This window comes from Dyadobacter pollutisoli (genome assembly GCF_026625565.1).
GTDB classification, from domain to species: Bacteria; Bacteroidota; Bacteroidia; order Cytophagales; family Spirosomataceae; genus Dyadobacter; species Dyadobacter pollutisoli.
Genome location: NZ_CP112998.1, coordinates 3,869,642 through 3,891,783, shown reverse-complemented (window position 1 = coordinate 3,891,783; position 22,142 = coordinate 3,869,642). Strand labels below are relative to the sequence as shown.

Here is a 22,142-nt window from a genome sequence, read left to right as displayed (position 1 = left end):
AAGTATGAAGATATCAGTGAAGGTGATCTGCGCGTCGGTCATTTTTTTGAGTTTGTTCGTAGGTTGTAAACGAAAAGCACCCGTCAATCTCGATGATCCTGAGATATTGCACCAAAACCAGGACATGCTGACGCAAGTCATCATTTACGATGTGTTTTCGCCGCCGGTCGCGAGCCGCATTTATGCATATTCCTCGCTCGCATCCTACGAAGCCGTACGTTTCTCAAAAGAAGGAAACCCGTCGATTGCAGAGAAGCTCAATGGATTTAGTAAAATGCCTCAGCCAGCCAAAGGCAAGGCTTACAACTACACACTAGCCGCCACCAAAGCATTTTTTACGGTTGTGAGATTGGTGAAGGTGTTTTCCGTTGATTCGCTAAGTGCCTATGAAGAATCGGTTTACAATAATTTTAAAGAAAATCTGGACGATTCAACCTATCAGCGGTCTGTGGCTTTTGGGGATACAATCGGAAAAACGATACTCGCCCGGGCCAAAGTAGACGGCTACATCAAATCACGCGGAAAGCCCAAATACCTCGGTAGCTCAGAACCTGGTAAATGGAGACCAACGCCGCCCGATTACCTCGATGGCGTGGAATGGTGCTGGAATGATATGCTGCCCATGGCGCTCGATTCTGCCTCGCAATTTATGCCGCCGCGTCCGCCAGTGTTTAGTAAGGATACCAATAGTGCCTTCTATAAAGAGGCGTACGAGGTTTTTACAGTAGGTAAAAATTTGAGCGAAGAACAGATCAATATTGCAAAATTCTGGGACGACAATCCGATGGTCGTGGAGCATTCGGGCCACCTCATGGTGGGTAAGAAGAAGATCACGCCAGGCGGTCACTGGATGGGAATTGCAGCCATCGCAGCCAGGCAGACCAAAGCCGATCCGGTGAAAACTGCCCAGGGCTACGCGTTTACGGCCATAGCATTGTACGACGCGTTCATCGCTTGCTGGGATGAGAAGTACCGCAGCAGTGTCATCAGGCCGGTAACGATCATCAACGAAATCATCAGCAGGGACTTTGTGCCATTCCTGCAAACGCCACCATTCCCGGAATATCCTAGCGGACATAGCGGCATCACAGCGTCCGCATCCACGGTGCTAGCGCACTTATACGGAGGGAGTTTCGCTTTCCAGGATACGAGCGACCTTCGGTACATTGGTATGCAGCGACATTTCAATTCGTTTCAGGAAGCCGCCGCCGAAGCGTCTATCAGTCGCTTGTACGGAGGCATTCATTACCGAAAGGGTGTGGAGGAGGGAGCGAAGCAGGGGAATAAAGTGGGGAACCAGATTATTGGACGGCTGTGGTAGGGAGGCATTGTCATATATAGTCAGGCATTGTCAAGTAATTTCGAAACTATGTATGTACATTGTGTACATACATAGTTCGTTTTAAGGATAGGCTGACTTCTAAATATAGAAAGTTTTCGATCTTGAATCGGAGTTTTTATTTCAGATATTGTAGTAATGCATTGATAATAAGATATTTATAAATATTTAGTTGATTATTTTCAATATCGTATTAATGCAATTTTTTGTACGTTAATTATATGTTTGTATATTTGAACATACAATACAAAGTAAGCGTTTTAAGCAATTTTCTAACACTGGCATGATGAGTCTGGGGGTGGATATCGGCGGAAGTCACGTCACGGCAAGCGTCATTGACTTGTCGGCTCCGGGTAAGCAACCGCTGCATTCGGTGAGAAAAAGTATCAACAGCTTTGATACCGCACTTCATATTGTTGACTCGATTAGCAATTGCATCCGCGGGATACTGAACGACGGGGCTTCGGTCGCGGAAATAGGGATCGCATTTCCCGGTCCATTCGATTACGACAAGGGCGTCAGTACCATTCGCAATGTGGGTGGGAAGTTTGAAAAAACCTTTGGTATTCACATTAAGCAGGCATTGAAAGATGCTACCGGTCTGGGTGACACGCTGTTCCGGTTTTCAAATGACGCACATTGCTTTGCTGTGGGCGCTTATACCCGGGCGGAACTGAGCAGTAAACGTACCGTTTTTCTCACATTAGGAACAGGGTTTGGGTCTGCATTCATGGAAGATGGCCGACTGACCACACATCATCCTGCATTGCCGGAGATAGGTGCATTCTATAATGAACCTTTTCTGGCGTCAATTGCCGATGATTACTTTGCTACCCGATGGTTTCATAACGCATACAAGCGGGCCACGGGAAGAGATATCGCTGATGTACAGGAGCTTGCGAAAATGGATTCAGATATATCACGGAATATTTTCAAGGAATTTGGGGCTAACCTCGGTTCTTTTCTGAAACCCTGGCTGGAAAAATTTCAGTGTGACGAATTGGTAATCGGCGGGAATATTTCAAAAGCTAATGCATTGTTTTTCAAATCCTTAAAAGTGCATTTGAGTGATAGGGTAAATATTATTTTTTGCGACGATACGGAAGAATGCATTTTAACCGGCGCTGCTTATATAGCAAGAGAGGAAAACAGCAGTGCCAAAGGCGTAGCCAGCGATGACAATATTGTGGAATACAATGTCAACGACCTGGTTGAAAAGTTGAACGGCCAAAAAACGGCGATCATCGACGGTAATGGAATAACATCCTGGGAGGCCATCCGGCATAAGCTGCACGTTGCATTGAGCGAAAAAGGGCGACGGGTTGTTTGGTACGACATCAATGCCTGCGTCAAATCCGGCGCGGAAGCAAATGAAATGCTGACGGAGGGAAATCAATCACAGTTTTTTGACGAACAAAAGATAGCAATGCTAAGCCCGGACCCGTCTGCCGATTTGTGCATTGTGTATGGTGCCGGCGCAGCATTGAGTAACTGGGAAGGAGAGTTGGTGCATCTGGGCTTGGCCCGAAAAGCGAAATACAGTGTAATGTAGGAGGGTATGTGGCGAAATAATGAAGTTTAAACAAACGATACCTTGCAAACGAAACCAGTGAAACATTTTATCTCCCTGATCACGCTCATCGCGGCATTGGGAGGCTTCCTATTCGGGTTTGATATGGCGGTAGTGAGCGGTATCATCGAGCCGGTGAGAGCTCAGTACGGCTTGTCGGCTGCCGAGGAGGGTTTGTTTGTCTCTTTTGCATTGGTGGGTTGCATTATCGGCGTCGCATTTTCGGGTTATCTGAGCGATAAAATCGGAAGAAAAAAAGTCTTGTTTGTTGCAGCCTCATTGTTCCTGGCCAGCGCGATCGGGTTTTCATTATCAGGAACATATACGGTCCTGATCATATTTCGCATACTCGCCGGTGTAGGCGTGGGCGTGGCTTCCAATGTGTCCCCGCTCTATATTTCCGAAATTGCGCCTGCTGCGAAGCGGGGAGGTTTGGTAACCTTTTACCAGCTTGCGATCACCATCGGAGTGCTGGCCGCCTATATCAGCAATTTGTTTTTACAGCGATATGCCGTAGCACATGCAGGAACAGGTACCGGGCTGATACACTGGATGTTTGCCGAAGAAGTTTGGCGGGGAATGTTCTTTATGAGCATCATTCCCGCGTCGCTTTTTTGTTTGTTGCTCGTGATCGTCCCGGAAAGTCCGCGTTGGTTGGCGAAGAATGGCCGAAATGAAGAAGCGTTGGATATTTTGGTCAAGATAAGTGGTGAAGAAGGCGGGCGTTCCGAGCTGGAAGCGATCAGAGAGGTGGCGGATCAAAAGTCCGGTGGCGTAAAGGAGCTCATGAAGTTTCCGTTGCGTGGATTATTGGTCATGACCATGGTATTGACTGCATTATCGCAGTTCAGCGGTATTAACGGGGTGATTTTTTACGGTCCCACGATTTTGAAATCCGCCGGGATCGTTACCAGCGACGCATTGCTTTACCAGGTTATGCTGGGTACAGCGAGCATGCTTTTTACCCTCATCGCCATTTGGAAAGTGGATACCTGGGGCCGCAGGTCGCTGTATCTCATCGGCTCGTTTTGGGCGGCTGTTGCGCTGGCGTTGACAGGGATTTGTTTTATGTATAATGTCAATGGATGGGGTATGTTGTTCTGTATCATACTGTTCCTGTTGTTTTTTGCATTCTCGCTCGGGCCGTTGAAGTTTGTCATCGCCACCGAAGTTTTCCCGATGCATATCAGAGGAACGGCATTGTCGATCTGTATTATGACCATGTGGGTTTCCGACTGGATCGTAAACCTGTTGTTCCCGATCATGCGGGACGGGCTAGGTATTGCGAACACGTTTTTTGTCTTCTCCTTCTTTTGCGTCTGCTCTTTTGTGTATGCCAAAATGAAGTTGTTTGAAACGAAAGGAAAACGGCTGGAAGAGATTGAGCAGCTGCTGAGTTCCGGTGGTATTAAAAGTGAAGTACAAGTTTGACGACTTGTGCAAACATAGTATCGAAAAGTGCCAACCGATAATTAATTTGCTGTACTGGTTTATAATAGCTTTGTATAATTCCTTTAAATGCCATATTTGGATTGGAGTGTGCAAATGTGTTTGAAAGTGATGTGTTGGTATTTTTGAAAGGTAATGTATTGATATTGAGTATTGTATGTCGTGCGTTGCAAGGTTGAGGTGATCGGCATGTGATTAATTAAAATCGTCTGTCGTCACTGGTAGCATATTAACATGACTCCAATGGGTTTTTACGTAGGTTTAGTGATTTTCAAATGAAAAAAAAGTTCTTATTTCTAGCAGTAATAGCGGGTACTGTTGCCTTTTTTGCGGTTTCGTGTTTTAAGAAAAACGGCGTATTGCAATCCAAATCGGGCAATGATGCGGTGAGTTATAATTTTGACATCCGGCCCATTCTGTCCGACAAATGCTATGCTTGTCATGGACCCGATGCGAAGAAAAGGGAAGCGGGGTTACGGTTGGACGTCGCAGAGAGCGCCTATGCTAAATTAAAGGACGGTAAAGGTTTCGCGATTTTCCCTGGAAAGCCTGAGCAGTCGGAAGTTTACAAAAGAATCACTTCCGTGGACCCGTCGTACCAAATGCCTACACCTGAGTCACATTTGGGGCTATTGAATGAAAATGAGATCGGCTTGGTCAAAAAATGGATTGAGCAAGGTGCTAAATATGAAAAGCACTGGGCATTCACCACGCCGGTATTGCCTGCGGTTCCCGAGGTGTCCGACGAGGATTGGCCTAAGAATGAAATTGACCATTTTGTATTGAAAAAAATGGAAAGCGTTGGGCTTACCCCCAACGAAGAAGCGGATAAAAGCCACTTGCTGAAAAGGGTAGCACTCGACCTCACCGGCCTGCCACCAACCGTCGAAATGCAAAAGAAATTTGAAGCTGACGGTGGCGAAAAAGCATACGAAAAGGTTGTCGAAGAGCTGATTAACCAAAAATCTTATGGTGAGAAAATGGCGGTTTACTGGCTGGATGTGGCGCGATACGCGGATTCTTACGGTTACCAGGACGATGAAGTACGTACGCAATGGCCGTGGCGTGACTGGTTGATCAATGCATTTAACAAAAATATGTCCTATGACCAGTTTCTGTCGTGGCAGGTAGCGGGAGATATGTTGCCGAATGCGAACAAGGAACAGATCCTGGCGACTGCATTTTTCCGTAACCATAAATACACAGAAGAAGGTGGTGTGATCCCCGAGGAATACAGGATTGAATATAATATTGATAAAACCAAGACTTTCAGTACCGGCGTGCTGGGGCTGACTGTGGAATGTGCGCAGTGCCATGACCACAAGTACGACCCGATTTCGCAGGAAGATTATTACCGGATGTTCGCGTTTTTCAACAACTCGAAAGAACTGGGTTTTGAAGGGGACATTTCCCGGACCAAACCGGCAAAAATGCCCATCATGACGATTTCGGATGAGGAGGTAAAGACATTGCTGTCGTTTATCAACCGGCCTGATACGAGCAAGCTGATGGTTTCCGTACTAGGGGACCTGGACACCCTCCGGCCCACTCACATTCTTAATCGCGGGGTGTATGATGCACCTGGTCGCGTAGTGACTGCGGCCGCACTGCCAGCGGTGATGAAATTTGATACCATTAAACTTCCGCAAACCAGACTAGGCCTTGCCAAATGGACGACCAGCAAGAGTAACCCGTTGACAGCAAGGGTTTTTGTAAACCAGATCTGGCAGGAGTTCTTCGGTCGGGGTATTGTAAAAAGTACGGGCGACTTTGGAATGCAGGGAGACTTGCCAACAAACCCGGCATTGCTGGACTGGCTTGCGGTTGATTTTATGAACCACGGCTGGGACATTAAAAGACTGGTGAAACAGATTGTGACTTCGGCTACATATCGCCAGTCGGCCAAGATCACGAAGGAAAAAATGAGCGCAGACCCGGACAATATTTATCTGTCACACGGCCCGCGTTACCGCTTGCCTGCTGAGCTGGTGCGGGATATGGTGCTCTCCACAAGCGGATTGCTAAACCCGAAAATAGGAGGGCCAAGCGTAAAACCTTACCAGCCGAAAGGGCTTTGGGAGGCTGCGACCTCGGGCCGCGGGACACTGAGAACGTATCAGCAGGACAGGGGCGAAGCATTGTACCGGAGAGGAATGTACACGTTTATCAAGCTGACGGTACCACCGCCTTCGATGATCATTTTCGATGCCAGCAACCGTGACCATTGCGAGATCAAGCGTTCCAAAACGAACACGCCATTGCAGGCACTTGTGATGCTGAATGACCCAACGGTACTGGAAGCGTCGAGGGTACTGGCAGAGAGGCTCATAGTGAAATCCACCGACGTGGAAAACAATATCAAAACCTCATTCCAGCGGATCGTGTGCCGGGTTCCGACGGATAAGGAAATGAAACTGCTGACGAATTATTATAACAGTGAGGCTTCCATGTTTGCGAAGGATAAAAAGCAGGCATTCAAGGTGTTGAATGTGGGGGAATATCCGCACGAAGCGAAAGTGAATGAAGTACAGGCCGCGGCTTTAATGCGGGTGATTAATACGCTGTACAATATGGAAGAGACGATTACGAAGAGCTGAGATGGCTGTCGGCTTTCGGCCATCGGCTTTCAGCTTTCGGCCGTCGGTTTTTGAGCCTTGCTAGTTTTGAGATGTTTTTAATGTGTTAAAAATCAGAGTTCTATTTAAATAAAATAAGGCCGAAAGCCGATTGCTGACAGCCGAAAGCTAATAAGTATGGAAAAGCCAATATTTGATTTTGGGATCAATACCACACGCAGGCATTTTTTGTCCAAACTGAGTCTGGGGCTTGGAAGCGCGGCCCTGGGGTCGCTGCTGATCCCTGACCTTTTCAAAGGCGGTGGCGGAGATGCTGGCGTAGACGAGCTGATGGCCGGTCTCCCACACTTTGCGCCAAAAGCCAAACGGGTGATCTATTTGTTCCAAAACGGCGCACCATCGCAGCTGGATTTGTTTGACTACAAACCGATGCTGAACAAAATGCACGGGCAAGACCTGCCGGAATCGATCCGTGGTACCCAGCGGTTGACGGGTATGACGGCCAATCAGGCAAAATTCCCATTGGCAGGATCGGTATTTAATTTCAAGCAGCATGGTAAAAGTGGTGCCTGGATGAGCGAGCTGTTGCCACATATGGCCAGCATTGCCGATGATCTTTGCATTATCAAAACTCTTAATACCGAGGCTATTAACCACGATCCGGCCCTGACATTCTTTCAGACTGGCGCGCAGGTAGGCAACCGGCCGAGCTTTGGCTCGTGGCTAAGCTATGGCCTCGGAAGTGAAAACCAGAACCTTCCCGGTTTCTGCGTGCTGCTGTCGCGCGGCAAGGGTAATGGACAAGGGGTGTATTCGAAGCTTTGGACCAATGGTTTTCTGGATTCTGTACATCAGGGCGTTCAGTTTAGTAGTGGTGAAAACCCGGTTTTGTATCTCAATGATCCCGATGGCATGGACCGGACGCAGCGCCGCAAAATGCTCGATAACCTCGCTGAGCTAAACCAGGGAACATATGACGAGTTTAGTGACCCGGAAATAACTGCGAAAGTGCAGCAATACGAAATGGCGTTCCGGATGCAGACGGCTGTACCGGAAATTACCGACATGACCAAGGAGCCGGAGTCGATCGTGAAAATGTACGGTCCTGAATGTCTCGTACCCGGTACTTATGCAGCGAACTGCCTTTTGGCCCGGAAACTTTCCGAGCAGGGAGTACGATTTGTGCAGCTGTATCACCAGGGTTGGGATAGCCACGGCGGGTTACCAACAGAAATCAAAGGACAATGTATGGACGTTGACCAGGCTTCTGCTGCGCTGATCACCGATCTTAAACAACGCGGATTGCTGGACGAAACATTGGTGATTTGGGGCGGAGAGTTCGGTCGCACAAACTATTGCCAGGGAACATTGACCAAAGATAATTATGGCCGTGACCACCACCCGAGAGCATTTACGGTGTGGATGGCAGGCGGTGGCGTGAAACCAGGGATCGTTTACGGTGAAACCGACGAGTTTGGATACAACATTGTGAAAGACCCTGTGCACGTCCATGACTTTCATGCGACGATACTCAACCAGTTGGGCCTGGATCATGAAAAACTCGTTTTCAAACACCAGGGACGCCGTTATCGCCTCACGGATGTAGCCGGTAAATTGGTAAAAGGGATTATCGCATAATCCGTGGCAGATAAAATCATATACTAACCTCGAATACAGTGCGCAGATATTTGTCAGACTGGAAAGGGCTTGTTTACAACCTGGCCTTCTTCCTCAATGGGTTACTCATTTTTCTTTTGCTTTTTGAAGATCGCTTTACCGTACCTTTCTGGATGCAGGCGGTGGGAAGAATGCACCCGCTGGTTTTACACTTCCCGCTGGTGGTGCTGATACTTTACAGCCTATGGGTAGTCATCATCGAAAAACCGGATTCCACTCGCTGGAATGCCGGGCTGGGAGATAGCCTGCTTATTATAGGTACGCTTACCGCAGCAGTAGCGGCATTTTCAGGGTTTGTTTTGTCCAAAGAAGACGGCTACGAATCCGACACATTGTTGTGGCATAAATGGTTGGGGATCGCTATTTCGCTGACGAGTATCATTTGGTATAGTTCAAGAAAATATCTGGAACCCTGGAAGTTATCGTCGAAAATTGTGGCTGCCTCGTTTCTGGTGCTGCTTTTTGTTGGCGGACATTTGGGCGGGAACCTTACGCACGGCGAAGACTTCCTGATATCGCCACTGGGGCCGTCGGTCGACGAAGCCCCAAAGGTAGCCTTTGAAGAAGCGAAGGTTTATGAAAACCTTGTCAAGCCGGTATTGGAACAAAAATGCCTTTCCTGTCACAATGAAGAAAAATCGAAAGGGAATTTGCAAATGCAAACCCAGGCCTTACTGACCAAGGGAGGAAAAGGTGGTGCGCTGTGGGATACTACCAAGGCAGACCTTGGTTTGCTGATCGGGCGACTGCACTTACCGATAGACGACAAAAAACATATGCCCCCGCGCGGGAAAGTACAGCTGACCGACGATGAGATCGTGTTACTGGCCGCCTGGGTAAAAAGCGGATCACGTTTCGACCAGATGGTGAGCTCGCTGTCACCGCAAAATCCGGTGTATGCCTATGCGCAAAATGTATTGGGCGGTGGCCGGACAGAAGAGCAGTACGATTTCAGTGCGGCTGATGCCGACGAGGTCCAAAAGCTGAATACGACTTACCGGTTGATTAAGCCATTGTCGGCTGAATCTCCGGCATTGTTTGTGAATTTTTACAACCGTGCCAATTTCAAAAGTGAAGATATCGAGGGGTTAATGCCATTGAAGGGGCAGATCGTTTCAATGGATTTGAGTAAAATGCCTGTGAAAGATCAGGATCTCAAAACACTGGCTGGATTCCCCGAACTGCGTAAGCTGATCCTGAATTTTACGGACATCACCGGAGGGACATTAGGCGAACTGAAAAAACTCGAACATCTCAGAGAACTTTCACTGAGCGGTACCGGGGTTAAAATGGCGCACATTAAATTGCTGGAAGCCATTCCATCATTGAAAAGCGTATATGTCTGGAATACCGGCCTGAGTACGGAAGAACTGGCGGGATTGAAGAAAGGACAAAAAATCAGGTTTGAAACTGGTTTCCGTAGCGATACGCTGATCCTCGCACTCAATGCACCGATCATTGTCACAGAAAAGCAACTCATTTCCAAAGATGAAACTGTATCGCTGAAACATCAGATCGCCGGTACTGTTATCCGGTACACGCTGGATGGTACCGAGCCAGACAGCACCAAGTCGCTGGTATACGATAAGCCGATTGCGATTACCAAAAACAGTACGTTGAAAGCCAGGGCGTTCCGGGCTGGCTGGTACGGCAGCAAGCAGGTGGAAAAGGTCTTTTTTAAAGCAGGTTACCCCATTGATAGCGCGCAGTTGCTTACACCGGTAGACCCTGGCTATAAAGGGAAAGGAGCGGCCTCGCTTATCGATGGAAAAGTAGGTGACACCGAGCGGGTGAGTGGTACCTGGCTGGGTTTCAACCAGAACGATTTTCAAAGCTACCTGTACTTCAAAAAACCTGTAAAGGCAGGTAATGTAACCATTAGCATGCTCAGGAACATCGGAAGCTACATTTTCCCGCCTACCCGCATCGAAGTATGGGGTGGAGCCAATGAGAAATCGCTCAAATTATTGAAAGTGATCACTCCCGAGGTACCAACAAAGGATTTACCTGGCGCAGTAAATCTTGTTTACGAGGCGGGGTTCGAACCGCAGCAGCTAAGCTGTATCAAAGTGATCGCTAAACCACTAGCCAAAATTCCGGACTGGCACGGAGGCAAGGGCGGGAAAGGATGGCTGTTTATCGATGAATTGATCGTGAATTAACGTCATAAATTGAATCTCAAAGTCAGAACTGATAGGACAAGCCAGCACCAAAATTGTTGGCTTTGTTCCTGAAGCGGTCGATGACCGTGCCGTCGGAGGCTGTTTGCTTTACGTTGCTGGTTTTATATTCGGTAAACAGAAACTGATATATCGCCCTGACGGCCCACTTGTCATTGATTTTGTATTTGAGAAAAAACTCTGAATTCAATGATCCCCGGTCGTGGTCGCCGGTAAGAAGCAGGTTAAAAGTGGTGGGTTTTGAGGCCGGATCGGTGCTGGTTTCACCATTGCTTTTGAAAACAGAGGACGATTTTTTGCCAAATGTGGCCCCGATCAGGTCAATGTTGAACCCGGCGCCGAACCTGGGTGTAAAATTATAGCCCAGGTTAATGGTTACATTTAATGCATTGACAAAAGGTCGCTGAACTGTGAGTGTATCCCAGTTTTCTGTTTTTTGTCCGGCGAAGAAAATTACAAATGGCGTTGTAAATGAGCGTGTAAGCCTTGCCGGCCCGGCCGTGATATAGGTTAGCTTTGTCCCAGCAACACTCGTCAGTCTCAGCCCCAGCCCGGCTTCGATTTTTCGTTTTTTCCCAATTTGCCAACTGTAAACATAGGATAAGGCTCCCGAACCCTGGGAGTTGCCGACCGTCCCCGCCAGATCAACGAATTGGTTGACATTTGCCGGTGCGGTATGCTGTGCGTGAACAGCTGCTGAGGCGATAGCGAAGACGAAAAGAGAAATAATGCTGGCTTTCATGTTGTTGATGAAGTGAAATTGTGATCAGTTTTTCAGCGGATTTTTGACTGAACCTTTCAAGAGATAGAGCAGCTTGTCTTTTTCAAAAAACACTAACAAGGCCGAGCTGATAAATACAAGCACCGCATAGATAAACAGCTGCCCGCCATCACCCTGTACTTCTATCCCGAGCACAGTGAAATGGGAGATTAATGCACCCGAAATGACTCCCAGCGCCATAAATGCGCCGATTCCGGTAACGGCAGGGATCAATATGAGTATCGCGGCGATGAGTTCCGCGATACCGGAACCAATGCGTCCCCACGGCTCTATCCCCAATTTTGAGAATATATAAACAGACTCTTCCGCAGCCGTAAACTTGAAGAATAGCGTCTGCAACAGGATAACCGCCGGTACTATACGAAGCACCCAGAATACGATTTTGTTAGGTTTCATTGATATGACATTTAATGTTTGAAAGTTGTTTAATGTTGATTGGCAGCCGTGGATAAACGGATCCAGTTTGCGTCGGCCTTCTTTTTGAGTCCGGGCTCGTCCTTGTTCCAGGTTTTCAGGGTATTGTTGAAATATTTATTGTAAAACAGATAGAGTTTGCCGCCGATCACTTTGAAAGTTTCGGGATCTACTTCTACTTTTTCACCGCTTGCACCCATAGCGTAGGCGCACCAGCCGCCGTACTGAGGTTGGTACTTGGCGGGATCCGCTTTGAATTTATCGCGATTTTGAGCCGAAGAGAAGTAGTACGTCGCGCTGCCATCGGAGGCAGCAAATTCTTTTTTCCCTTCAATGGCCTTTCCGGCCGTAAAGTAAGCGACCGGATCATATCCTTCGATAGCAAGTCCGGACCTTGGGATATTCCATTGTTTTTTAATGGCGTCCTGTGCGAAAATCGGAGATGCCATAATTGTCATAAAGAGAATGATAACGAGCTTTTGCATTGATATAGAATTTTAAACGATAAGCGAAATAAACTGGCAGGCGCAAAGAAAAATAAAGAGCAGTCCGATCGCGCGGTCCATTCGATGCTGGTGTACAGCCACAATCCTGGTGAGGAACCGGCTGGCATAAGCAAATGGAAGTAATCCGGCAATGGTACCGACTGAAATCCCGGTCACATAAATGATAATGAGAGAATGCTGGGAAAGGCCTACGAGGCCTTTCCCCAGTAAAAGCGTGGTGTAAAGGATCCAGAATGGAAATGCAACCACATTCAGAATGCTGAGTACTGTTCCGAGATAGAACGAGGATACCGTTTTTTGCTTACTCGCTGTGAGGCTATTTTGTTTTCGAATGTAGTAGATGCCCATTCCAAGCAAGGTAATGGTCGCAATAAGTTCGGTCACCGGTCGGAGGGCGGGGAATTCGGCGATGGATTTGGTAAGCTGGACCGAAATGTAACTGTATACGAATTCAACCAGTGCGCAGGCCAATGCAAATCTGAGTGCGGAATTCATTCCTTTTTTTACAGACACGTCCATGATCGTGATGTTGAGCACACCCAATGGTAATGTCCCTAAAAAGCTGACGATCAGGCCGGTGAAGAAATTGAGAGGAAGTGAAGTCATGTTTGCAGTTTTTCAGAAAGGTATTAAAAAGCCATTCCTAAACTGCATTTTACCATAAATATTTGATTATGAGATTGGTATGTATCTTTTTGTCATCTTCTGGCAAAAGAGTATTCCGATATTTCGTGAAATGTCCTTCATAATGGGACTTTCTAACAAGTTACTAACGCATCCGTGCTGCTTCCCATACCACATTGACCTGATCATTGATCACCTTCGTTACTTGTCCGTCAGGATTTTTGACAAAATTGAGTTTCCAGTTCGTTACCCTGACGAATAATTTGGTATCCGATGAGGCACCAAGCTCCCATTTGGGTTCGCCGGGCAGCTGCATGTAGAGTTTTCCGGCATCGCGGCTGATGGTGAAGTGCCACTTTGCATCACCGTAATTACCAATTAGCTGATCACTCTGCGCCTCGGTAATCCGCACTTCGATCACCTTTTCTACAAATGGTGAAATCGCATTGAACCAGAACTTGTGCCAGGCCGGTGAACCCCATCCCCACACGATACCTACTTGCAAAGTACAGATCAGCAAGGCCCCAAACCAGGTCATGAAGTGTATGCGTTTTAATGTACGCCAGTCGTAAACGAACAATGGGATCAACAGCAAATCCAGATAAAGAAACCGGACAAATAGCGCTTCGTGTATGGCTGGCAGAAAGCGGATACGGTCGATGGCTGCCTGCATAATGATCAGACTGGCGAGTAGAAGCAGGCGCTTGTGTGCCGCCGCATGCTTTCGGGCCAGCATCCCCCAGGTAAAGAAAAACGCAAACAGTACCAGCCCCTGCAACTGTATGAACAGGATGTCAAACTGGAAATCGGGCATAGGCGGATTGTTGACAATGAGCGCCCGAACAATGAGGGTGATCAGCGAGAGTATGACGAGGATACCAAACACAAAGCCGGTTTGTCCGAGTTGCCGGTGACGTTTGACATTGCCTCTCGCCACCAGTAAGGTTTGCGCCAGAAAAATCCCCAGCCATACCGTCATGATGGCGCCGTGCACGTGCAGGAACCAATGAACTTTAAATTTCCCACCTAGTATTTCCTGATAGTCCGGGGTGAAGCCGAGCGCGACCAGAATGGGGAACAGGATCGCCATGGATACAAAAAAGTATCGGCTCCGGCGATAGGGAATGCTTTTGGAGTCCCTGTTTTCTAATACACTTTCCATGTTTTCAAATTTGAGGTTGTACGGATATTGCTTGTTCCTTAATGGTAGTATGATTAGTCAGGGACCTTCGAATTTAATGTCGGCGATAGCCAGTACGTGCGTGAAGTATTGCAGCATACTGTCGAAAGAGAACCAGCAAATTAGGAGGGCAGTGATCCAGTAAATGCAGGTCAGTATGAGCAGGAACGGTTTCGCGGCAAGGAAGGAGAGCATGTATGTTTTCATGGCCTTTTCTTTTGGTTGAGCTGATGTAAATCTTATAACCAAAAGTAGCCAGCCTGGCCGGACGGGAGTTAGCAGAAAGCGCCCTCAATGTAAAAGCCTCGTAACGTGTATATGTAATGCATATACGGGCATGGCAAACCCTGTCACAGTGGTAACAAAACCTGTAAAAATCGTAACCTGTAATGTTACTAGTCAGTAAATGGGAGTCAATGGATGGTGCGCGGCAGGTCGGCTACGAATGCAGAAGGGGTTCTGCCATATTGTTCCTGGAAGCATTTGGAAAAATAGGAATGGGACGCGAAACCAACGCTGTCGGCGATCTGCGCTACTGTTCCGCTGTTTGCAGACAGTAATTGCGCGGCACGTTGCAGGCGGATCGTCCTGATAAAATCGCTGGGGGATTGGCCGGTTAATGCGAGCAACTTGCGGTAGAGCTGCATTCTGCTCATACCTACTTCCTTACCGAATGTTTCCACACTAAAATTCTCATCGGCCATATACTGCTCAATAACAGCCAGCGCACGGTTCAGAAATTGCTCGTCGATGGAAGAAATAACAATATTGCTTGGTTGAAGTACGACCTCACGTGTGAACCTTTCTTTGAGCTGGCGACGTCCTTCAATGAGGTTAGCGACGCGGATCAACAGCTCCCGGACTTCGAATGGCTTGGTCAGGTAATCGTCGGCCCCGGTTTCCAGGCCCTGCAATTTGTTTTCGACGGAAGTTTTGGCAGTCAGCAGGATCACAGGAACATGACTCGTGTTTTGATCTGTTTTCAGGCGCTGGCATAGTTCCATCCCGTCCATCTTAGGCATCATAATGTCGGAAATAACCAGGTCAGGAATGTGTTCGCAGGCAAGTTTATAGCCGTCAACGCCATTGGTCGCTTCCAAAATCCGGTAGAGCGAATGCTCGGAAAGCGACTCGCGAATGAAGTGACGTAGATCAGCATTGTCTTCGACGACCAGTACCAGCGGAGTTTCCGGATCTGAACTCAGCTCAATATCTGGTATTTTTCCAAAAACCGAAGCTTCATTTCTCTGTTCGGGAAGGATTGATACCTGGGTTGACAATGTATTCAAATGTCCCAATTGAGCCGAATGAAGCAGTTCAAGTGGCAATGAAACCACAAACTGACTTCCCTGACCTAATGTACTGGACGCAATAATGGTACCCTTCTGTAACTCCACCAGCTCGCGGGTAAGGGCAAGACCAATACCCGAACCTTCATGTTCACGGGCAAGCGAATTGTCGATTTGGTGAAAACGGTCAAAAATCCTTTCAAGCTCGCTGGCCGGAATCCCCGGGCCACTATCTGTGACTTTTAATTGAACTAATACATATGGTTTTTCAGATTGGTGCGACACCTGCGCATCAGATAGTACTTGCAGTGACAGGGAAATACGACCATTGTCGGCTGTAAATTTGAAGGCATTGGAAAGCAGGTTATTCAGGATTTTTTCCAGTTTGTCAGCGTCGAAACTAAGCCAGAGGTTACCTTCCGGCGCGGCCACATGAAATGAGATTCCGCGGCTATCAGCGAGGGAGGCAAAAGAATGGGCTATCCGGCGAACAGTATGGATCAGATCGCCCGGTTGGGCTTCGATCCGCATTTTCCCGGCCTCCAGTTTCGAAAGGTCAAGCAATTGATTGACTAAATGCAACAGCCGCCGACCGTTTCGCTGCATGCTTCGGAATGGTTGGGCGTACGGATCATTTGCAGACATCGTGCTGAGCCAATGTTCCAGCGGACTAAGGATAAGCGTTAAAGGTGTGCGGAATTCGTGCGTGACATTGGTGAAAAAATCGGATTTAAGCTGGTCCAATTCCAGTGCCTGCAAAGCCTTCAATTCCTGGATCTTCGATTCATTTTTACGCCGTTCGCGGCGTAGCAACATTCGCCAGCCGCCGAAGAAGCTTCCCAAAAGGATGAATACATACAAGCCGTAAGCCCAGCCGGTGCGCCACCAGGGTGGTGAGACCGTTATGAAAATTGATTTTTCAACCCAAACTCCGTCGTTACCGGCTGCCCGGGCACGAAAGTGGTATTTTCCGGGAGGCACATTGAAATAATTGGCGGTACGGGCCGGGCTAACCGGCGACCAGTCCAAATCGTAGTTTTCGAGTTTGTAAGTATACAAATGAAGTTCCGGATGCCGGAAGTCTATCGCCGCAAAATCAATGGAAAAGTCATTCTGATTGTAAGCCAGCGCTATCGACTTCGCTTGTGACAATGTTGCGTGCAGCGGCCCGTCGGAACCGGGCCGGACTAACTGATTATGAATGCGGAAAGCGGAAAGGTTGAGTAATGGTGTGATAGGCCGATCTCTCAACAATTCATCCGGCTGGAAATGAAAGTACCTTTCCATACTCCCAAAATAGATGCTGCCGTCGCGCCTTTTGTAACTTCCGCCAAAAAAGAAATCTTCCCCCGGCGGGATACCATAATTGGCGCCAAACAAGCGCAGGGACTTTCTATCGGGACTTATTACCGCAATGCCATTGGACACCGCTGTCCAGAGATTGCCCCGGTTGTCCTCGATCAGGGCCTTTGGGAATGGAAGCGGTTTGCCCGTTCCCGGGTCTGTAAAAGGCATAAATGTCCCTCTTTTCCGGTCGTACCGGTGCAGTCCGGCGCTGGAAGCCACCCACAATGTGCCGGAAGCATCTTCCACGATTTGCGTGACAATGCTCCATGGAAGAAAATGCTTGAACTTCCCTGTCGCGCGATCCATCAGGTTGAGCCCGCCACCATTGGTCCCTACCCAGTATCGGCCGGTATGGTCTTCCAAAACAGCGAGGATGCTGCTGCTGCTAATGGTGGTAGTGTCCGAATCCAGGTGCCGGTAATGTTTGAATTTTCCCGGTTGACTGTCCATCCGGTCAAGCCCGCCACTCGTCGATACCCAGCGCGTCCCCGCCCGGTCCTGATAAAATCCGGTAGCTTCTCCCATACTGATGCTCGACGGGTCGAGAGAATCGTGCCGGTATCGGGTAAATCGCTGACTGGACCGCTCATAACGGTACAATCCATTATTCCAGGTTGAAATCCAACGATTTCCTTCGTGATCCGTGTTCAGCCGGGTTACGTGATCGCTCAGAAGCCCCGTTTCTTTCCCTGCCTTTTCCAGCCATTGACTGGCTTTTTTTTGTTAAAGGGCGCTCTGCTACCAAGCCGCTTACCGTTGCTATCCAAAGCGTACCTGCGGAATCTTCCTCAAAGTAATGCACGCCCAGTTGCATTTTCACTCTCTTAATGACATTGGCAGGGGTAATGATCTTGACAAGATGGCCCGGTATCGTCCCTACCCAGAGCGTACCGTCGCGGGTGCGACAGGCTGATAAGAGGTTAAAATCGGGCATTCCATCGGCCGGCGACTCGTAGCGGGTCACCTTGCCAGAAGCGGGATCGTACCGGTTCGCGCCAGCATCGATTGTGCCGATCCAGATGCCACCTGCCGGATCTTCCCTGATAAACTGAATTCCATTTGTAATGAATCTCCGAAGGTTTTTCTCTTTGGAAAAAGGACGGCTCAATCGCTCCGGGTGCGCATCGTGAAACGGATATCGGGTAATTTTGCCAGTCCTGCGATCGAGGCTATGCAATCCGTCACCACTCGTCCCGATCCAGAAAGTTCCGCGGCTGTCTTCGAACAAGGCCAGCACCCGGTTTTCTGCTAAACTATTCGTATCCGCCGGGTTGTGGAGGTAGCGCGTGAAGGTGGAGGTCTTTCGGTCCAACTTGTTCAAGCCGCCTTCCCATACTTTAACATTGTCCTGATTACCCGTTCCAATCCAGAGCGTGCCTTGCCGATCCTCGTAAATACAGCTGATATGTTGGTGGCTCAGCGTCCGGGGATCCTTTACGATCGATGGATACAAAATAAACTGGCCTGTGACATTATCCCTGCGGTACAGCCCGGCAATAGTACCGACCCAAAGATTGCCCAGATGATCTTCGAACAGTATGCTGATCGCGTTCTCCTCGTATTTATATTCCTTGCGTTTGACCAGCTGGTGATGTGTGATTTTTCCGGTTTCAGGATCAAGGCAATCCAGCCCTGAGCTCCATCCGCCAATCCACACCAGACCGTCACGTGTGGGGCACACGGTTTTTACATTGTCGCCAGCCAGCGAATTAGCATTTTTGGGGTCATGTTGGTAGGTGGTCCAGGTGTAGCCATCGTAGCGCAGCAACCCTGAACCGGTAGCAAGCCACAGGTAACCCTGCGCGTCCTGGCGAATATCCGCTATTTGGTGCGCATCGATCCCTGGGGGCGTGCTCACTGTTTCCAGTATCGGATTTTGTGCAAAAAGCGATATCCTGCCCAGTAGAAACAGGGTCAATGCAAGTGAAAGTCGGATAGCGCGCCAGATCATAAAGATCGTCGTTGAATTCATCGGTAAGCTAGTTTATTTTCCGGTGAATCAGGCACTTATGGTCAGGAAGTTATGCAGCGGTTCGCTACTCGTATTTCTCTTTTATTCAGAACGCAATGTCTTTGCCGGGTTCAGGTACGCCGCTTTGATCGCCTGAAAGCTTACCGTTATCAGGGCGATCAGCATTGCCATAATAGCCGCAGCCGGAATGATCCACCATTGTACTTCAATGCGGTATTCATAGGTTTGAAGCCATTTAGTCATCAGCCAAAAGGTTAGGGGAGCTGCGAGCACACAGGCTATGCCAACCAGCCAGATAAATTCTCCCGACAAAAGCAGCCACAAATTCGCCACCGTGGCGCCCAATACCTTGCGGATAGTCACCTCTTTTGACCTGCGTTCGGCCATGAACATGGCCAATCCGAATAAGCCGAGGCATGAAATGAAAATTCCCAGGCAGGCAAAGATCCCCGAAAGCTTGGCCACCTGATTTGCTACGCGGAACTTCTTGCCGAATTCTTCATCAGCAAACTGGTATTCAAATGGCAGCGAAGGATTGTATTTGTCGACAATGGGCTGCATGGCTGCGATAGCCTTCGGCAAATCGGCCTGATCTTTCAGCCGGACGAGGATTGCGTTGACATTACCGCCATTGAACAGGATAACCCCGGGTTTGACAAGACTAAAAGGGTTTTGCATTAACACATTCTTCGTGACCCCGATGATGGTCAAAACCTGATCGCCTAGTTTCATCGTTTTGCCAATTGGGTCTTTATATCCGATCAGTTTCAATGCCGATTCATTGAGAATCACCGCCGTAGAGTCCGTGGCATAACGTTTGTCGAAAGCGCGGCCGGCAATAAATTGTAATCCTGTTGTTTTTTCATAGTCCCAGTCGGTCATCACCACATTGATGCTTACGGAGCTCGCCGGGTCTTTTCCTTCCCAGCTGAAATGCGTAAAATCGTTGTTGATCCAAGTCATGGCACTGGATGCTTTGGCCACCGAGGCAATGTAGCCTGTGTTTAAAAGGTCGTATTTAAGGGCCTCATAACTTTTAACAAGATCGCCGCTAGCGTCCAGCGCAATCAGATTGTTGGGATTGTAGCCAATGGAGCGGTTTCTGACATGGGTGATTTGTTGGAAAATAACAACGGTACCGATAATGAGGACAATGGATATGAAGAATTGCGAGACGACCAGCGTTTTCCGAAATGTGACGGTGCCGCTTCCCTGCTGCAATATCCCTTTTAATACTTTGACAGGTAAAAAGGACGAAAGATATAACGCCGGATAGCTGCCCGCCAGCAAGCCGGTAAGCAGGCAAATTGCCAGTACTGCCGCCCAGAGCGATACATTTTCAAAATCTACCTGGATATTTTCAAATCCAAGATCTTGAAGAAAAGGTAATAGCAGCCAGATTAATGCAAGCGAAAGTGCAAAAGCCAGAAACGCAGTCAGCATCGATTCGGTCAGGAATTGCACGATGAGCTGGCGACGTTGTGAGCCTATTGCTTTGCGGATACCCACTTCCTTGGCCCGTTTTTCAAACCGCGCGGTACTCAGGTTCATGAAATTGATACAGGCGATCAGCAATATGAACGCACCGATGATCCCGAAAAGCCGTACAAAAAGAATTTGCCCGCCGACATTCACCCAGTCTTTGAAATCGTCGTACAAATGCCACCTCGGCATAGGGTACAATGAAAGCGTCTGGACTTTGATATAGTTGTCTTTGTTGGCCGGAATCGGGGCGATTTTTTTGGAAAGGGCATCCATCGATATGCCTTCTTTTATTTCAAGAACGACACCGATAAAACTGTTATTCCAGCGTGTTTTGGACTCTCTTACATCCGGATTGTTCTGAACGCTGAACTCAAAAGGTGCCAGGAATTCAAAGCTCAATGAAGCGTTTTTCGGGACATCCTGCATCACGGCAGTAACCTGAATGTCGAATTTGTTATCAATGCGGATCACCTTGCCCACCGGGTCCACGGCGCCGAACATGGCTTTTGAAAGTGATTCGGTTAGTACGATGGAGTTAGGTTCGGTTAATGCAGTTTCAATGTTGCCTTTGATGACCGGATAGGTGAATATTTTCAAAAAGTCAGGATCTACATAATACCCTTCCTTTTTGAACTTATGGTTTTGAGCAACGAGGCTGTGCACACTTCCCCAGTCGAGCCGGGATATCCGCTTGATTTCCGGATAGTTACTTTTCAGTTCATCGTAAATGGGCATCATTAACGAACTGGATGAGTTTTTCTGGTCATTCATGAGCGAATGCTTCATGACCAAAGCCACACGGTCAGCGTTTTTGTTAAATGTATCGAAGCTGATTTCGAAATAAACCCACATTCCAATGAGCAACGCGAACGTCATTCCAAGCGCTAATCCCAGAATGTTGATGAATGACAATGTTTTGTTTCGCAGGAGGTTGCGTGTGGCAACTTTAAAGTAATTTTTGATCATGGGCTGGCTAAATAACAGGGTTGAAGGATATTGGCTGGCTTGTCTTTTAATGTATCGCGGCTGAAAAAATCCCAATACTTCCCACCAGTAGCGCAGCGCGGCTTTACGCTGACCGACAGATTTGAGCTGAAAGTAAAATTCTTCACGCAAATCCCCTTCAATGGTTTCCAGCAGGTGCGGGGCCATGAACCATTTCAGGAATTTTTCGGCCAAACGGGGTGGTTTTTTCATGGTATCCATTATTTCCATATTTGCTGATAAAATAGCTTGCCAAGGAAAATAGCCCTTATAAATTTCTGATAATCAATGAATTAATTTTGAATATACAGCAAAGATTGTCCGCTATCGGACAATCTTTGTTCGCTATCGGGATGGCGGTAGCGGGTATGGTGGCGGGTGATGGGATTGTGCTTGAGGGAGGCGACTTTGTTATTTGCCTGACTATTATTTGCTCCGGCGCTCTTCGGCCAGTTGCTTGTAAACTTCTCCTAATTCATTCTTTAATTCCTGAATGACCTTATCGCGCTTTTCTACCTCACTTTTGGGGACAAGATCTTTCATGTACATTACCTCGTCCGAATTTCCTTCGTAGCCAAAAAGCCAGTGTGGATGAATGCCAAATTCTTTAATTAGTTTACCAACTGCTTCGGCTGGAAGAGTTTGCTCACCAGCCATAACTTTGCTCATTTTCGAATGTGACAATTGAAACATTTTCCCAAGTGAGGTTTGGGACAAATGGTGTGCTTTAAGTATTGCAAGAATGCGTGTGTTTTCAATCATCAGCAAA

Annotated in this window: 16 protein-coding genes; 6 read left to right on the top strand and 10 right to left on the bottom strand. The window is 48.0% G+C overall.

The window, feature by feature from the left end; genetic code table 11:
- Nucleotides 1-4 precede the first annotated feature (4 nt).
- From ON006_RS15915 to ON006_RS15890, 6 genes are all read left to right on the top strand, one after another.
- On the top strand, nt 5-1,321 hold the full coding sequence (locus tag ON006_RS15915) for a vanadium-dependent haloperoxidase (protein WP_244822935.1): 1,317 nt from the start codon (nt 5-7) through the stop codon (nt 1,319-1,321).
- A gap of 301 nt (nt 1,322-1,622) precedes the next feature.
- Entirely contained in the window at nt 1,623-2,891 is a 1,269-nt protein-coding gene (locus tag ON006_RS15910) for an ROK family protein (protein WP_244822936.1), read from the top strand.
- A gap of 42 nt (nt 2,892-2,933) precedes the next feature.
- Nucleotides 2,934-4,340 (top strand): sugar porter family MFS transporter, encoded by a 1,407-nt coding sequence (locus tag ON006_RS15905; RefSeq protein WP_244822937.1) that lies wholly within the window; start codon nt 2,934-2,936, stop codon nt 4,338-4,340.
- 293 nt (nt 4,341-4,633) lie between these two features.
- Nucleotides 4,634-6,955, top strand: coding sequence for a PSD1 and planctomycete cytochrome C domain-containing protein (locus ON006_RS15900; RefSeq protein WP_244822938.1), 2,322 nt, complete (start codon nt 4,634-4,636; stop codon nt 6,953-6,955).
- Nucleotides 6,956-7,111: 156 nt separating this feature from the next.
- Nucleotides 7,112-8,572 carry a DUF1501 domain-containing protein gene (locus tag ON006_RS15895; RefSeq protein ID WP_244822939.1) on the top strand — a complete coding sequence of 487 codons (1,461 nt, stop codon included), beginning with the start codon at nt 7,112-7,114 and terminating at the stop codon, nt 8,570-8,572.
- 38 nt (nt 8,573-8,610) lie between these two features.
- Nucleotides 8,611-10,773 (top strand): FN3 associated domain-containing protein, encoded by a 2,163-nt coding sequence (locus ON006_RS15890; RefSeq protein ID WP_244822940.1) that lies wholly within the window; start codon nt 8,611-8,613, stop codon nt 10,771-10,773.
- A 22-nt stretch (nt 10,774-10,795) separates the two neighbouring features.
- On the opposite strand, the gene ON006_RS15885 is transcribed toward ON006_RS15890, so the two are convergent.
- From ON006_RS15885 to ON006_RS15840, 10 genes are all read right to left on the bottom strand, one after another.
- Nucleotides 10,796-11,533 carry an outer membrane protein gene (locus ON006_RS15885; protein WP_244822941.1) on the bottom strand — a complete coding sequence of 246 codons (738 nt, stop codon included), beginning with the start codon at nt 11,531-11,533 and terminating at the stop codon, nt 10,796-10,798.
- Nucleotides 11,534-11,557: 24 nt separating this feature from the next.
- A complete protein-coding gene (locus ON006_RS15880; RefSeq protein WP_244822942.1) occupies nt 11,558-11,968 on the bottom strand; it encodes a DoxX family protein in 411 nt (136 codons plus the stop codon).
- A gap of 29 nt (nt 11,969-11,997) precedes the next feature.
- Nucleotides 11,998-12,471, bottom strand: a complete 474-nt coding sequence (locus tag ON006_RS15875; RefSeq protein ID WP_244822943.1) for a YHS domain-containing (seleno)protein — start codon at nt 12,469-12,471, stop codon at nt 11,998-12,000.
- A gap of 12 nt (nt 12,472-12,483) precedes the next feature.
- Nucleotides 12,484-13,098, bottom strand: coding sequence for a LysE family transporter (locus ON006_RS15870; RefSeq protein ID WP_244822944.1), 615 nt, complete (start codon nt 13,096-13,098; stop codon nt 12,484-12,486).
- A 163-nt stretch (nt 13,099-13,261) separates the two neighbouring features.
- A complete protein-coding gene (locus ON006_RS15865) occupies nt 13,262-14,278 on the bottom strand; it encodes a hypothetical protein (RefSeq protein ID WP_244822945.1) in 1,017 nt (338 codons plus the stop codon).
- A gap of 57 nt (nt 14,279-14,335) precedes the next feature.
- Nucleotides 14,336-14,503: a hypothetical protein gene (locus tag ON006_RS15860; RefSeq protein ID WP_244822946.1), complete on the bottom strand. Its 168-nt coding sequence runs from the start codon at nt 14,501-14,503 to the stop codon at nt 14,336-14,338.
- A gap of 206 nt (nt 14,504-14,709) precedes the next feature.
- Nucleotides 14,710-17,532: a hybrid sensor histidine kinase/response regulator transcription factor gene (locus tag ON006_RS15855; RefSeq protein ID WP_267609880.1), complete on the bottom strand. Its 2,823-nt coding sequence runs from the start codon at nt 17,530-17,532 to the stop codon at nt 14,710-14,712.
- A gap of 4 nt (nt 17,533-17,536) precedes the next feature.
- Nucleotides 17,537-18,904 (bottom strand): ligand-binding sensor domain-containing protein, encoded by a 1,368-nt coding sequence (locus ON006_RS15850; protein ID WP_267609879.1) that lies wholly within the window; start codon nt 18,902-18,904, stop codon nt 17,537-17,539.
- Nucleotides 18,905-18,985: 81 nt separating this feature from the next.
- Complete coding sequence (locus ON006_RS15845; RefSeq protein ID WP_244822948.1) at nt 18,986-21,586, bottom strand: ABC transporter permease; 2,601 nt, start codon at nt 21,584-21,586, stop codon at nt 18,986-18,988.
- 213 nt (nt 21,587-21,799) lie between these two features.
- Nucleotides 21,800-22,135, bottom strand: coding sequence for a helix-turn-helix domain-containing protein (locus ON006_RS15840; RefSeq protein ID WP_244822949.1), 336 nt, complete (start codon nt 22,133-22,135; stop codon nt 21,800-21,802).
- Nucleotides 22,136-22,142 lie beyond the last annotated feature (7 nt).

Coding starts and splice junctions, on each gene's coding strand:
- ON006_RS15845 (WP_244822948.1), bottom strand. CDS start 21,586: ATGAAAAAACCACCCCGTTTGGCCGAAAAATTCCTGAAATGGTTCATG.
- ON006_RS15895 (WP_244822939.1), top strand. CDS start 7,112: ATGGAAAAGCCAATATTTGATTTTGGGATCAATACCACACGCAGGCAT.
- ON006_RS15910 (WP_244822936.1), top strand. CDS start 1,623: ATGATGAGTCTGGGGGTGGATATCGGCGGAAGTCACGTCACGGCAAGC.
- ON006_RS15840 (WP_244822949.1), bottom strand. CDS start 22,135: ATGATTGAAAACACACGCATTCTTGCAATACTTAAAGCACACCATTTG.
- ON006_RS15850 (WP_267609879.1), bottom strand. CDS start 18,904: ATGAATTCAACGACGATCTTTATGATCTGGCGCGCTATCCGACTTTCA.
- ON006_RS15865 (WP_244822945.1), bottom strand. CDS start 14,278: ATGGAAAGTGTATTAGAAAACAGGGACTCCAAAAGCATTCCCTATCGC.
- ON006_RS15885 (WP_244822941.1), bottom strand. CDS start 11,533: ATGAAAGCCAGCATTATTTCTCTTTTCGTCTTCGCTATCGCCTCAGCA.
- ON006_RS15870 (WP_244822944.1), bottom strand. CDS start 13,098: ATGACTTCACTTCCTCTCAATTTCTTCACCGGCCTGATCGTCAGCTTT.
- ON006_RS15875 (WP_244822943.1), bottom strand. CDS start 12,471: ATGCAAAAGCTCGTTATCATTCTCTTTATGACAATTATGGCATCTCCG.
- ON006_RS15900 (WP_244822938.1), top strand. CDS start 4,634: ATGAAAAAAAAGTTCTTATTTCTAGCAGTAATAGCGGGTACTGTTGCC.
- ON006_RS15915 (WP_244822935.1), top strand. CDS start 5: ATGAAGATATCAGTGAAGGTGATCTGCGCGTCGGTCATTTTTTTGAGT.
- ON006_RS15880 (WP_244822942.1), bottom strand. CDS start 11,968: ATGAAACCTAACAAAATCGTATTCTGGGTGCTTCGTATAGTACCGGCG.
- ON006_RS15860 (WP_244822946.1), bottom strand. CDS start 14,503: ATGAAAACATACATGCTCTCCTTCCTTGCCGCGAAACCGTTCCTGCTC.